This is a genomic window from Rhodococcus sp. NPDC057014 (assembly GCF_042673295.1).
In the GTDB taxonomy this organism is placed as follows: Bacteria; Actinomycetota; Actinomycetes; order Mycobacteriales; family Mycobacteriaceae; genus Rhodococcus_F.
Window position 1 is genome coordinate 33,145 of record NZ_JBHUSF010000001.1, and the last position, 12,672, is coordinate 45,816.

At 69.6% G+C, this 12,672-nt stretch carries 10 protein-coding genes; all 10 read left to right on the forward strand.

Annotated features, from left to right (window positions below; translation table 11 throughout):
* The first annotated feature begins 1 nt into the window (after nucleotide 1).
* The gene (gene mftB / locus ACFTZB_RS00155; RefSeq protein WP_167372162.1) at nucleotides 2–304 is read left to right on the forward strand and encodes a mycofactocin biosynthesis chaperone MftB; all 303 of its coding nucleotides are present in this window, start codon (nucleotides 2–4) and stop codon (nucleotides 302–304) included.
* Between the two features lie 35 nt (nucleotides 305–339).
* Nucleotides 340–1,557, forward strand: a complete 1,218-nt coding sequence (mftC, locus tag ACFTZB_RS00160) for a mycofactocin radical SAM maturase (RefSeq protein ID WP_087558512.1) — start codon at nucleotides 340–342, stop codon at nucleotides 1,555–1,557.
* A gap of 30 nt (nucleotides 1,558–1,587) precedes the next feature.
* Nucleotides 1,588–2,769 carry a pre-mycofactocin synthase MftD gene (mftD, locus tag ACFTZB_RS00165; RefSeq protein ID WP_378429543.1) on the forward strand — a complete coding sequence of 394 codons (1,182 nt, stop codon included), beginning with the start codon at nucleotides 1,588–1,590 and terminating at the stop codon, nucleotides 2,767–2,769.
* 16 nt (nucleotides 2,770–2,785) lie between these two features.
* On the forward strand, nucleotides 2,786–4,747 hold the full coding sequence (locus ACFTZB_RS00170) for a mycofactocin system FadH/OYE family oxidoreductase 1 (protein WP_378429544.1): 1,962 nt from the start codon (nucleotides 2,786–2,788) through the stop codon (nucleotides 4,745–4,747).
* Between the two features lie 8 nt (nucleotides 4,748–4,755).
* Nucleotides 4,756–5,568, forward strand: coding sequence for a mycofactocin-coupled SDR family oxidoreductase (locus ACFTZB_RS00175; protein WP_378429545.1), 813 nt, complete (start codon nucleotides 4,756–4,758; stop codon nucleotides 5,566–5,568).
* Nucleotides 5,565–7,526: a mycofactocin system FadH/OYE family oxidoreductase 2 gene (locus tag ACFTZB_RS00180; RefSeq protein ID WP_378429546.1), complete on the forward strand. Its 1,962-nt coding sequence runs from the start codon at nucleotides 5,565–5,567 to the stop codon at nucleotides 7,524–7,526. The genes ACFTZB_RS00175 and ACFTZB_RS00180 overlap by 4 nt, the downstream gene beginning before the upstream one ends.
* 50 nt (nucleotides 7,527–7,576) lie before the next feature.
* On the forward strand, nucleotides 7,577–8,299 hold the full coding sequence (gene mftE / locus ACFTZB_RS00185) for a mycofactocin biosynthesis peptidyl-dipeptidase MftE (protein WP_378429547.1): 723 nt from the start codon (nucleotides 7,577–7,579) through the stop codon (nucleotides 8,297–8,299).
* 106 nt (nucleotides 8,300–8,405) lie between these two features.
* Nucleotides 8,406–9,806, forward strand: coding sequence for a mycofactocin biosynthesis glycosyltransferase MftF (gene mftF, locus ACFTZB_RS00190; protein ID WP_378429548.1), 1,401 nt, complete (start codon nucleotides 8,406–8,408; stop codon nucleotides 9,804–9,806).
* Nucleotides 9,806–11,278 (forward strand): mycofactocin system GMC family oxidoreductase MftG, encoded by a 1,473-nt coding sequence (gene mftG / locus ACFTZB_RS00195; protein WP_378429549.1) that lies wholly within the window; start codon nucleotides 9,806–9,808, stop codon nucleotides 11,276–11,278. Before mftF ends, mftG begins: the two co-directional genes overlap by 1 nt.
* Before the next feature lie 65 nt (nucleotides 11,279–11,343).
* On the forward strand, nucleotides 11,344–12,660 hold the full coding sequence (locus ACFTZB_RS00200; RefSeq protein WP_378429550.1) for a transcriptional regulator: 1,317 nt from the start codon (nucleotides 11,344–11,346) through the stop codon (nucleotides 12,658–12,660).
* Nucleotides 12,661–12,672: the final 12 nt, after the last annotated feature.

Genomic DNA, 12,672 nt, shown 5'->3' on the forward strand with positions numbered 1-12,672 from the left:
CATGTCCGCTCCAGCATCTGCTTCAGTGACCGGCAACGCCGGTATCGATCTCGATGTGGGCTGGAAGCTTCATCCGCAGGTGGCGCTGCGTCCCGAACCTTTCGGGGCGCTGCTCTACCACTTCGGGACCCGCAAGCTGTCGTTCCTGAAGAACCGCACGATCGTCGCGGTGGTCGAATCGCTTCCCTCACACGCCGACGCCCGGTCCGCACTGCGGGCGCAGGGTATCGGGGACGACGCCGCGGCGCAGTACGCGCGAGCGCTCGGCACGTTGGCCGAGTCGCACATGATCGTCCCCGCCTGACCAGCTCTCTTCCCCCGTACCAGAGGACACAGCCCATGACCTCCATGCTCGAAAGGCCTTCCGCCCCGGTCGGCCGCCTCGTCGACCAGTTCGAACTCGGTCTCGACGCCCCGATCTGCCTGACCTGGGAGTTGACCTACGCGTGCAACCTGTCGTGTGTGCACTGTCTGTCCTCGTCGGGCCGGCGTGATCCGCGGGAGCTGAGCACCGAGCAGTGCAAGTCGATCATCGACGAACTGCAGCGTATGCAGGTGTTCTACGTGAACATCGGTGGCGGTGAGCCGACGGTTCGCTCGGACTTCTGGGAGCTGGTCGACTACGCGACCGCCCACCAGGTGGGGGTGAAGTTCTCCACGAACGGGGTGAAGATCGACAAGAAGGTCGCCGCCCGGCTCGCGGCGAGCGACTACGTGGACGTGCAGATCTCCCTCGACGGTGCGACGGCCGAGGTCAACGACGCCGTCCGTGGTCCGGGTTCGTTCGCGATGGCGGTGCGGGCGCTCGAGAATCTGTCGGAGGCCGGTTTCAAGGACGCGAAGATCTCCGTGGTGGTCACCCGGCACAACGTGTCCCAGCTCGACGATTTCAAGGCGCTGGCCGACAAGTACGGCGCCACCCTGCGCATCACCCGGCTGCGACCGTCGGGGCGCGGCGCGGACGTGTGGGACGAACTGCATCCGACGCAGGCGCAGCAGCGGGAGCTGTACAACTGGCTGGTCGCCAACGGCGAGGGTGTGCTCACCGGTGACTCCTTCTTCCACCTGTCCGCCTACGGCGACGCGTTGCCCGGCCTGAACTTGTGTGGTGCCGGACGGGTTGTGTGCCTGATCGACCCGATCGGCGACGTCTACGCGTGCCCGTTCGCGATCCACGACCAGTTCCTCGCCGGAAACATCGTGGCGGACGGCGGTTTCCAGCAGGTGTGGCAGACGTCGGAGCTCTTCCAGGAGCTGCGGTCGCCGCAGACCGGCGGTGCGTGCAGCAAGTGCAACCATTACGACTCCTGCCGCGGCGGGTGCATGGCCGCGAAGTTCTTCACCGGCCTGCCGATGGACGGCCCGGACCCCGAATGTGTGATCGGCAACGGCGAACTGGCGTTGGCTGCCGCGGGGGAGATCCCGAAATCCAGTGTCGACCACTCCCGCACCGGCCAGCGCCGGACTCCGCGGGCGCCGGTTCCGTTGACGCTGATGGTGCGTCCGCCGGCAAAGATTTGTGACGAGAATCCGCTTGCGGGCATGGACCAGACGTAACGACGTCTGCCGGGTACGAGAGGTATTTCCATGGGTAAGAATCCGTTCTTCGAGACGGTGGCCGAGGCTCAGCGACGCGCGAAGAAGCGCCTGCCGAAGTCGGTGTACGCGGCGCTGATCGCCGGGTCCGAGCGGGGCGTGACGGTCGACGACAACATCGCGGCGTTCGGTGAACTGGGGTTCGCCCCGCACGTCGTGGGGCTGTCCGACAAGCGTGAGCTGTCCACGACCGTGATGGGACAGCCGATTTCGCTGCCCGTCATCATCTCCCCGACCGGTGTGCAGGCCGTGCATCCCGACGGCGAGGTCGCTGTCGCGCGTGCGGCGGCGGCACGGGGAACGGCGATCGGTCTGAGCTCGTTCGCGAGCAAGTCGATCGAGGACGTCACTGCGGCCAACCCTCAGACGTTCTTCCAGATGTACTGGGTCGGCAGCCGGGAGGTGCTGATCCAGCGGATGGAACGGGCCCGCGCCGCCGGGGCGACCGGACTGATCATCACCACCGACTGGTCGTTCTCGTACGGTCGTGACTGGGGTAGCCCGGCCATCCCCGAGAAGATGGATCTGAAGGCGATGCTCCAGTTCGCGCCGGAGGGAATCACCCGGCCGAAGTGGTTGTACGAGTTCGCGAAGACCCGCAAGATCCCGGATCTGACCACCCCGAACCTGGCGCAGCCCGGTCAGGAACCGCCGACGTTCTTCGGTGCCTACGGCGAGTGGATGCAGACGCCGCTGCCGACGTGGGACGACATCGCATGGCTGCGTGAGCAGTGGGGCGGGCCGTTCATGCTCAAGGGCGTCATGCGGGTCGACGACGCCAAGCGGGCCGTCGACGCCGGCGTCACCGCGATCTCCGTGTCGAATCACGGTGGCAACAACCTCGACGGCACCCCGGCGCCGATCCGCGCGCTGCCCGCCATCGCGGAGGCCGTGGGCGACCAGGTCGAGGTGCTCCTCGACGGCGGCATCCGCCGCGGTAGCGACGTCGTGAAGGCCGTCGCGCTCGGCGCGCGGGCGGTGATGATCGGCCGCGCGTACCTGTGGGGCCTCTCGGCGAACGGTCAGGCCGGCGTCGAGAACGTCCTCGACGTCCTGCGTGGCGGTATCGATTCGGCGCTGCTCGGGCTGGGCCACTCGAACATCCACGACCTCACCCCCTCCGACGTCGTGATCCCGCCCGGATTCGCTCGCGTACTCGGCGCCGAATCCTGAACCACGAACGGCGTAGATGTCTGCGCAACTGACAGACCCGATCACCCTGGCCGGACGCCACGCCCGGTCCAGGGTGCTTCTGGGTCCGCACCCCACCAATCTCGGTGCCGGGAGAACGCTGTCGCCGCGTCACGTCGCGTATTACGAGCGCCGGGCGCGGGGCGGTGCGGGGATCGTCGTCACCGAGGTGGCGTCGGTCCATGCCTCCGACTGGCCGTACGAGCGGGCTCCGCTGGCGTCCGACTGCGTCGCCGGGTGGCGGGACGTGGTCGCGGCCTGCCGCCCGCACGGCACGCTGGTGCTGGCCGGGTTGGGGCACACCGGACTGCAAGGGTCGAGCGCCTACTCGCAGTCGGTGCTGTGGGGACCGTCGGGGATCGCCGACGTGGTTTCCCGTGAGATGCCGATGCAGATGGAGCGGGCGGAGATCGACGGCCTCGTCGAGGGCTTCCGGGCCGGGGCCGCCGCGGCCGTCGCGGCGGACGTGGACGGTGTCGAACTCGATGCTGGGCCGAGAGCGCTGCTGCGGCAGTTCCTTTCGGACCTCACCAACGTGCGCGAAGACGAGTACGGCACCGACCCGCTCCGGCTCATGCGCGAGGTCCTCACCGCCGTCCGCGAAGAGCTGGGACCAGGCCGGGTTCTGTCGCTGCGCCTGAGTTGCGACGAGGAGACGTCCTGGGCGGGGATCACGCCGTCGATCGCCGCCGGACACGCACGGGCCCTGGCCGGCGCACTCGATCTGCTCGTGGTGGTCCGGGGCGGGCCGCTGTCGCCGAACGCGTACCGCCCCGACTTCCACCGGCCACCTGCGTTCAACACCGAACTCTGCCGCCGCATCCGCACGGCGGTCGCCGGCGCGGTCCCGGTCGTTCTGCAGGGCAGCGTCGTCGATCCGGCCGACGCCCGGCGGGCGCTCGGCGACGGTGTCGCCGACGTCGTCGAGATGACGCGTGCCCAGATCGCCGATCCCGATCTCGTCGTCAAGATTCGCCGCGGTGCGGTGCCGCGGCCGTGCGTCCTGTGCAACCAGACGTGCCAGGTGCTCGACCCCCGCAATCCCGTCGTCACGTGCGTCGGAAATCCCACTGCCGGGCACGAGACCGTCGATCCCACCGAGGACGCCGCTGCGGCCGCCGGCACGGCACTGGTGGTCGGTGGTGGCCCGGCCGGGCTCGAGGCGGCGAGGGTGCTTTCGCTGCGGGGTCACCGGGTCACCGTGGCGGAGACGTCGGCACGGCTCGGCGGAATGGTGCGGGCCGCCGTCGGGGCACCGCACCTCCGGGCGCTGACCGACTGGCTGGAGAACGAATGCCGCGGTCTCGGAGTCGAATTCCGTCTCGGCGCCACGGTGTCCGAAGCCGAACTCGACGCCGCGGAACGAGACGGCGTGACGGTGGTCCTCGCGACCGGCAGCACGCCCCGGCCGCTGCCGTTCCCCGTCGGGGGACGTGTCCGGTGTCTCGGCGTCGCGGATCTGCGGGACGGTGACGTGCCTGCGGAGGGGCCCCACGTCGTGTTCGACCCGGTCGGCGGACCGGTCGGCGTGGCGGTCGCCGAATGGCTCGCGGCGCGGGGACGGGACGTGAGCATCGTGACCCAGGATTCCGTGGCCGGCTCGCGACTCGGTATGACCGGCGACCTCGCCGACGCCAACACCCGCCTGCAACGGGCCGGTGTGACGCGGCACCTCGACAGCCGCATCGTGTCGATCGACGGCGACGGAATGCGGTTGCGCAACCGGTACACCGCCGAGGAGTCGGTGGTGCGGTGCGCCGTGCTCATCGACTGTTCGCCTCGTCTCCCCGAGGACACGCTCGGCTCGACCCGCCCGGACGCGGTGCGGGCCGGCGACTGCGTGGCCCCCCGCACACTGCTCGAGGCGGTCCGCGAGGGCCGCACCGAGGCGCTGGCCGCGACCGCCCACCTGCGGTCCGAGTTCGATCACCATCCGTTCACCCTCGTCACCGAGAGATAGGACATTTCATGGGACAGTTCGACGACAAGGTCGCATTCATCACCGGGGCTGCCCGTGGTCAGGGGCGAACGCATGCGGTGCGGCTGGCGCGCGAAGGTGCGGCGATCATCGCCGTTGACATCTGTGGGCCGGTGTCGGAGTACAACAGCTACGAACCGGCGACGGCGGACGACCTCGCCGAGACGGTGCGGCTCGTGGAATCGGAGGGCGGCAAGATCCTCGCCGAGCAGGCGGATGTGCGGGACAGCGCGCAACTGAAGGCTGTCGTCGACAGGGGAGTCGAACAGTTCGGCCGTCTCGACATCGTGATCGCGAACGCCGGGATCTGCAATTGGAACCGTTTCTGGGAGATGCCCGACGAGCAGTGGGAGACGCTGATCGACGTCAACCTCACCGGCGCGTGGAAGACGCTGAAGGCTGCGGTCCCGGCGCTGATCGAGTGTGGCCGCGGGGGGTCGATCATCGTGATCAGCTCCGTCGCGGGCATCAAACCGCTCCCGGGGCAGGCCAATTACGCCGCCTCCAAGTTCGGGCTCGTGGGACTCACCCAGACCGCGGCCAAGGAACTGGGCGAGTACGACATCCGGGTCAACTCCATTCACCCGTACGGAGTGAAGACCCCGATGGGCACCGATCCGGGCAGCCTCGTGATTCTCGAGAAGCACCCTCACTACCTGTCGAGCTTCGGCACCATCCTCACCGAACACCCGTTGGCCGACACCGACGACATCACCGACGCCGTGCTGTGGCTGGCCGGTGACGGGTCGAAGCGGGTCACGGGCAGTCAGGTCGCCGTCGACATGGGCAACACCAAGGTGTGAGCACCTCCGCGCACCGCCACCTGTTCACCCCGCTGCGCCTGGGACCTCTGACTCTGCGCAATCGGGTGGTCTTCTCGGCGCACCTCACGGGGTACGCCGTCGACGGTCTCCCCACTGCCCAGCACGCCGCCTACTATGCGGCGCGCGCGAAGGGCGGTGCGGGCCTGATCATCTCCGAAGAGCACGCCACCCACCCGGGTGACTGGCCGTACGAGAAGGTGATCGCCGGTTACCGGCCGGAAGTCGTCCCGGGATACCGGCGGATCACCGACGCGGTCCACGCACACGGAGTCCCGATCCTCGCTCAGGTCAACCACAACGGCGGCCAGGGATCGAGCATGTATTCGCGGCGGCCACTGTGGGCGCCGAGCGCCGTCCCCGACCCCCTGTTCCGCGAAGTCCCCAAGGCGGTCGATCAGCGGGAGATCCGGGCCCTCGTCGACGGGTACGCGCGCGTCGCCGAGCACTGTGTCCGAGGCGGATTCGACGGCATCGAACTGCAGTGCTCGCACTCGTCGCTGGTGCGCAGTTTCCTCGCCCCTGCCACGAATCAGCGCACGGACCGCTACGGCGGGTCGCTGGCCAACCGTTCCCGGTTCCTCCTCGAGGTCGTCGAAGCGGTGCGCGCGGCGATCGGCCCGGACCGCGCGCTCGGGGTGAGGCTCGCGGGGGAGGACCTGTTCGACGGTGGCGTACACCTCGACGAGGCGGTGGAGGTGGCCGCTCTGCTGGAGGCGGACGGGCGGGTCGACTACCTCAACACGTCCATCGGGATGGCCACCGAGACGCTGCACATGATCGAGGCGTCCATGGCCGTCCCGCGTGGGTACGCACTGTTCGTTCCGAATGCCATCCGGCAACGGGTCGGACTTCCGGTGGTCGGTGTCGGCCGGTTCTCAGATCCGCATCAAGCCGACCGGGCTCTCGACGAGGGGCATTGCGACCTGATCGGGGTGGTGCGCGGCCAGATCGCGGACCCGGATTTCGCGGCGAAGGCACTGGCCGGCGAAGAAGGAACCATCCGATCGTGCCTGGCGTGCAATCAGGAATGCATCGGACGCATGGGTCTGGGCCGGTGGCTCGGCTGCGTCGTCAACCCGCGCGCGGGCAGGGAATCGGTTCTGCTGCCCGAACCCGCCGTCCGCGGCAGACGGGTCGTGGTGGTCGGCGGCGGACCTGCCGGGCTGAAGGCCGCCGCGACCGCCGCGCAGCGGGGACACCGGGTGACGCTGTTCGAACGCAACACCGTCCTCGGTGGTCAGGTGCGGACGGCCGCCGTCGTCCCGGGGCGCCGCGAGTTCCTCGATCTCGTCGTCGACCTGGAAGCGGAGTGCGTCCGGCGCGGCGTGGACGTGCGGACCGGCACCGAGGCGACCGCCGAGGCGCTCGCGCAGGGACGTCCCGACGTGGTGGTGCTCGCGACCGGAGCGCGTCCGCACCGTCCGCGCTGGGCGGGTGCGTCGGACCGGGTGGTCGATGTGCGCGACGTGCTGGAGGGTCGCGCGCATCCGTCCGGGACGGTGCTGGTGGTCGACGAACTGGGATTCCACCAGGGCACGTCCGTCGCCGAATTCGTCGCCGACGCCGGGTGTGCCGTCACGATCTGCACGCCGGGGATGATCGTCGGCCAGGATCTCGGGATCACACTGGATCTCGAGGGATGGAATCGGCGGGCGCACGGCAAGGGCATCACGCAGGTGACGGACGTGGTGCCGACCGGGTGCGACGACGCCGGCGGGGGCCGGATCGCCGTCACGCTCCTGCACCACCCGACCGGCGTGTCCCGCCGGCTCACTGTCGACTGGGTGGTGTCGTCAGCGCACCAGCAATCGGAGGACGAGCTCTGGAAACAACTGGCCGACAGCGGCATCGAGGTCCATCGCATCGGCGACGCCCTGGCTCCGCGCCGCGCGCATTCCGCCGTCATCGAGGGGGAGCGGGTCGCGCTCGCGCTCTGACGCAGGCAGTCACGGCCCGGGTCGAATCCGCGGTCGCCTAGCATCGGAGGATGCCCCATTCCGGACACCTCGACGACGCGGTGTGGCCCGACCTCGTGTCCCACGTGTCGACGGTCGTGGTGCCCGTCGGCTCCCTCGAACAGCACGGACCGCATCTGCCGCTCGACACCGACACCACCATCGCTGACGCCGTGTCCCGCGCGCTGCCGCACGTGCTCGTCGCGCCCCCGCTCGCGTACGGCGCGAGCGGTGAGCACGAGGGGTTTCCCGGGACCGTCTCGCTGGGGGCGGAGGCCCTCGAAACGGTGCTCGTCGAATACGGCAGGTCCGTGTGCCGGTGGGCGGACCGCGTGCTGTTCGTCAACGGGCACGGAGGAAACGGACCCGCATTGGTCAAGGCTGTCGCCTTGCTTCGATACGAGGCCCGCGACGTGGCCTGGGTGCCGTGCGCAGTCCCCGGTGCCGACGCCCATGCCGGACGTACGGAAACGTCCTTGTTGCTACACCTTTCACCCGGTCGAGTGAGGTTGTCCAGGGCCGAGCCCGGTAATACGGAACTTGTCGCGAGGTTGATGCCAAGACTGCGTGAAGGCGGTATGGTCGCCGTGTCGGCCAATGGGGTGCTCGGTGACCCGACGGGTGCAACGGCCGCGGAGGGGGCGCAGATCTTCGGCGTGCTCGTCCACACAGTCACCAAGGCACTGGCCCGGTGGGAACCGGGCCCCGATGGACGGCTCCGGTGCGAACCGGGCGCCGATGGGAGGCTCCAATGACCCGCACGGGCGCCCTCGAGTTGCCGAGGGCGGATTTTCGGCACATCCTTGCGGCTGATTTCCGGCATGCCCTGCCGGCGCTGTCCGATCCGCATACGATCGACTGATGCGCCAAGCTCGACTTCCCGATGGATTCGGGATCCGAATCGACCCCAAGGTACGCGCATATTCCGGAGGCCGAGTGCTCATCGGCGGTTCGCCGACCCGGATGCTGAAGCTGGCGCCCACCGCGGCGGCCATGATCGGAGACGGCTACCTCGAGGTCGTCGATCCGCAGTCCGCCGTCGTCGCCCGCCGGCTCCTCGACTCGGGGGTCGCCAACCCGCGCCCCATGAGCACGCCGTCCCCGCAGGACGTCACCGTCGTCATTCCGGTGAAGAACAACGCGTCCGGGCTGCACCGGGTGCTGGCCGCGCTCCGCGGACTCGAGGTGGTCGTCGTCGACGACGGCTCCGACGTCCCGATCGTCGCCCCCGCGCTGCGGAACGGGTGCGGCGGCCGCGTCACCGTGCTGCGCCACGAGACGGCCAAGGGGCCTGCCGCGGCCCGCAACACCGGTCTGCGTTACGCCGCAACTCCGTTCGTGGCGTTCCTCGACTCCGACGTCCTGCCGCGCACCGGGTGGATCGAGGTCATGCTCGGCCACTTCAGCGATCCCGCGGTCGCGCTGGTCGCCCCGAGGATCGTCGCGCTCGAACCCGAGGCCAGTACGCTCGCGCGGTACGAGCACGCCCGATCCTCCCTCGACCTCGGGCGGAAGGAATCCGCGGTCCAGTCCGGCGGCCCGGTGTCCTACGTTCCGAGCGCCGCGATGATCGCCCGGCGTGAGGTGCTCGACGAGTTCGGCGGGTTCGACGAGTCCATGCACGTGGCGGAGGACGTCGACCTGTGCTGGCGACTCCAGGAGTCCGGCTGGCGACTGCGGTACGAGCCCGTGGCCCACGTCGCGCACGACCATCGCGTGACGTTCGGAAAGTGGTTCGACCGCAAGCTGTTCTACGGCACCGGTGCGGCACCCCTGGCGGCGAGGCATTCGGGCATGGTCCCACCGCTGTCGATGTCGCCGTGGACGTTCTTCGCGTGCATCGCCGCGGCCACCTGCACCCGGCTGGGTCTGCTCGGCGCCGTCGCCACGCTCGCGATGATGCTGGTGCGCCTGCGCCGCATGTTCACGGGACTCGATCAGCCGACCCGCATCGCCGCCATCCTCGCCGCCCAGGGCTTCGCCGGTGGCGCCTGGCAGTTGGCGTCCGCGATGTGCCGTCACTACTGGCCCGTCACGCTGCTGGCGGTAGTGCTCTCGAAACGGATTCGCCGGATCGCGCTCGCGATCGCCGTCGCCGAGGGGGTCGCCGACTGGGTCACCCACCGGGAGCCCGGTGGGCTGGGACCGGTGCGGCACACGGTGTTCAAGCGGCTCGACGACGTCGCGTACGGTGCCGGGCTCTGGAAGGGCGCCGTCGCCGCCCGCGACTTCGACGCATTGAAGCCCCGGTTGAAGTCGTAGTGACCGATCCGATTCGCGCCGCCGACGTCGTGGTCGTCGGCGGCGGTTCGAGTGGATGCGTGGTGGCCGCGCGGCTCAGCGAGGATCCGGGGCGATCGGTCCTTCTCCTCGAGTCCGGACCCGGTTACCGGTCGGCCCTCGACTGTCCCGTCCTCGACTACCGGACGCTGCCGGTCGGCCCGGGCAGCGCATACGCGCAGACGTACGGCGTGGAGTTGGCGCCGAGCGTGCCCTCGGCCATGGTGCGCGGTCGCGTTCTCGGCGGGTCGGGCGCCGTCAACGGCGCCTATTTCGTCCGCGGGACGGAAGCGGATTTCCGGCACTGGCCCGTGTCGTGGTCGTACGAGAACGTGCTGCCCACCTTCCGGGCACTCGAGCGCGACGCCGACTTCGACGACTCCCGGCACGGCACCGCCGGTCCGATGCCCGTGCGCAGGCAGCCCGCGGAACAGCTGAGCGAGATCAGCGCGGCGTTCCGCGCCGCGGCCCTCGGCGCCGGACATTCCGAGGAACCCGACAAGAACGGAGCGGGCGCCGGCGGGATCGGCCCGGTGCCGCTCAACGTCGACGGTGGCCGCCGGGTCAGCACCGCCGTCGCGTATCTGCTGCCGGCGTCGGAGCGGCCCAACCTGACGGTAGAGGCGAACTCCGACGTCGTGCGAATTCTGTTCTCCGGTAACGAGACGGTGGGGGTGGAGGTCGAGTCGGGCGGCGCCCGCCGCACGGTCCGCACCGGCCGGGTCGTACTGGCGGCGGGTCCCGTCGAAACCCCGGTGCTGCTGATGCTTTCGGGAATCGGTCCGGCAGAACATCTGAGGGACAACGGCATCGACGTCGTCCTCGACGTGCCCGGTGTAGGCACCGATTTCAGCGATCACCCCGAAGTCGCTCTGCCGTACCGAGTCCGCGGCACCCTCCGTCGCAGTGACACGAGTCCGGTCGTCGAAACGGTACTGAACGTCGGCGATCTCGAGATCCGTCCGTACACGGCGCCGTTCGACGTGCTCGTCCCCGGATCGGGGCAACCCGACCCGGTTCTCGGGATCGGACTCATGGTGACGGAGAGCCGGGGCGACATTCGGCTCACGTCGAGGCACCGCCGGGACCGTCCCCGGATCGAGTACCGGTACGCGCAATCGGCCGCCGACCGCCGGGCGCTGCGCGAAGGGCAGGCCATCGCACTGGACCTGCTGCGCTCGCCGGAACTCGGCCCGCTGGTCCGGCCGCTGTCCGGCGAGGTGTCCGACCGCTCGGTGCTCGCGCACCTGGGGACGTCGCTGCACCTGTGCGGCAGTTGCCGGATGGGCGGACACACAGACGCGGGTGCGGTGGTGGACAAGCGGTGCAACGTCCGCGGCATGGACGGTCTGACCATCGCGGACACCTCGGTGTTCCCGGTGGTCCCGAGCCGTGGGCCGCACGCCACCGCGGTCATGGTCGCCGAGCGGGTCAGTACCTTCCTGAGACAGTGACGAGGGCGGAACCCGGCGCCGTGTGACCCGGGTTACAGTAGGCAGAGACGCCGTGGAGGAGTTCGATGCACAGTCAACCGCCCACAGGGGGCAATCCGTGGGTCGCCGTGCGCCCGGGAGACGACGTCGCGATGCTGGCGCGCAGGGTGTCGTCGGCGCATCAGTTGTTCGTCGAGCGTCACGCCCCCGCAGGCCGGGACCAGGCAGGCGACGGAAATTCGGTGCGGTCCGTCATCCTCGATTCGTGGATGCGCAGCACGAGCAAGGGTGTGAGCCCGGACGGATCCGCCCGCGCGGTCGACCTGGCGGCCGCGGATCTCGCCGTGTACCGGGCGTCCCACCCGATGTCGATCATCCGGCCCGTGGTCCGCAAACTCCTCGTCGAGGACGCCGCCGACACCGGATTGCTCGTGGCCATCACCGACGAGAAGGGCCAGTTGCTGTGGGTCGAGGGCGATTCGTCCGCCAAGGACCGCGCACTGGAGATGAACTTCGTCGAGGGCGCCGACTGGAGTGAAGACACCGTCGGCACCAACGCCCCGGGCACCGCACTGGCGCTCGACCACTGCGTGCAGATCTTCGGAGCCGAGCACTTCAGCCGGTCGGTGCACGACTGGAGTTGTTCGGCGGCGCCCGTCCACGACCCGGCGACGGGGCTGATCGTCGGCGCCATCGACATCACCGGTGGACCACGGGTCGCGGTGCCCGAGGTGCTGTCGCTGATCCGGGCCACCGTCGCGGCCGCCGAGGCGGAACTGCGGCTGCACCTGCTGCGCTCACCGCAGCCGCTGGTCGAGACGGTGCTGCGACTGGAGGTGCTGGGGTCGGGACGACCGGCTCTGGTGCGCGGGGTCGAACGCGTCCCGCTCTCGCAGCGGCACGCGGAGATCCTGCTGCTCCTGGCGGAGCACCCGGAGGGCCTCAGTTCCGACCGGCTTGCGGTGCTGCTCGACGAGAACGAACTCGACGCTGTCACGATTCGTGCCGAGATGTCCCGCCTGCGCAAGGTTTTCGGTCCGGCGAACCTCGGTTCACGGCCGTACCGGCTGCTCACCGAATTGACGTCGGACGTCCGGCAGGTGCGCGGGGCGCTGGACCGCGGTGAGCTCGCTGCCGCCCTCGACGTGTACTCGGGTCCGGTCCTTCCCGGGTCGGAGGCCCCCGGCGTCGAGGACCTGCGCGGCGAACTGCGTGCCCGCGTCCAGGCGGCGTTGCTGCGGGAGGGTGATCAGCGGTTGCTCGCCAAGTGGACCACGTCCGTCCACGGCCGCGAGGACGTCGCCGCGTGGGAGGCGTACCTCGCGGGACTCGATCCGCGTTCCCCGTTGTATTCCCAGGTCAAGTCGCGGATCGATCTGTTCGATCAGCAGTACGCAACGTAGTTGCAACGGTAC

Excerpts from the sequence above, each read along its gene's own strand:
- mftB (WP_167372162.1), top strand. The coding sequence starts at position 2 with ATGTCCGCTCCAGCATCTGCTTCAGTGACCGGCAACGCCGGTATCGAT.
- mftC (WP_087558512.1), top strand. The coding sequence starts at position 340 with ATGACCTCCATGCTCGAAAGGCCTTCCGCCCCGGTCGGCCGCCTCGTC.
- mftD (WP_378429543.1), top strand. The coding sequence starts at position 1,588 with ATGGGTAAGAATCCGTTCTTCGAGACGGTGGCCGAGGCTCAGCGACGC.
- ACFTZB_RS00170 (WP_378429544.1), top strand. The coding sequence starts at position 2,786 with ATGTCTGCGCAACTGACAGACCCGATCACCCTGGCCGGACGCCACGCC.
- ACFTZB_RS00175 (WP_378429545.1), top strand. The coding sequence starts at position 4,756 with ATGGGACAGTTCGACGACAAGGTCGCATTCATCACCGGGGCTGCCCGT.
- mftE (WP_378429547.1), top strand. The coding sequence starts at position 7,577 with ATGCCCCATTCCGGACACCTCGACGACGCGGTGTGGCCCGACCTCGTG.
- mftF (WP_378429548.1), top strand. The coding sequence starts at position 8,406 with ATGCGCCAAGCTCGACTTCCCGATGGATTCGGGATCCGAATCGACCCC.
- ACFTZB_RS00200 (WP_378429550.1), top strand. The coding sequence starts at position 11,344 with ATGCACAGTCAACCGCCCACAGGGGGCAATCCGTGGGTCGCCGTGCGC.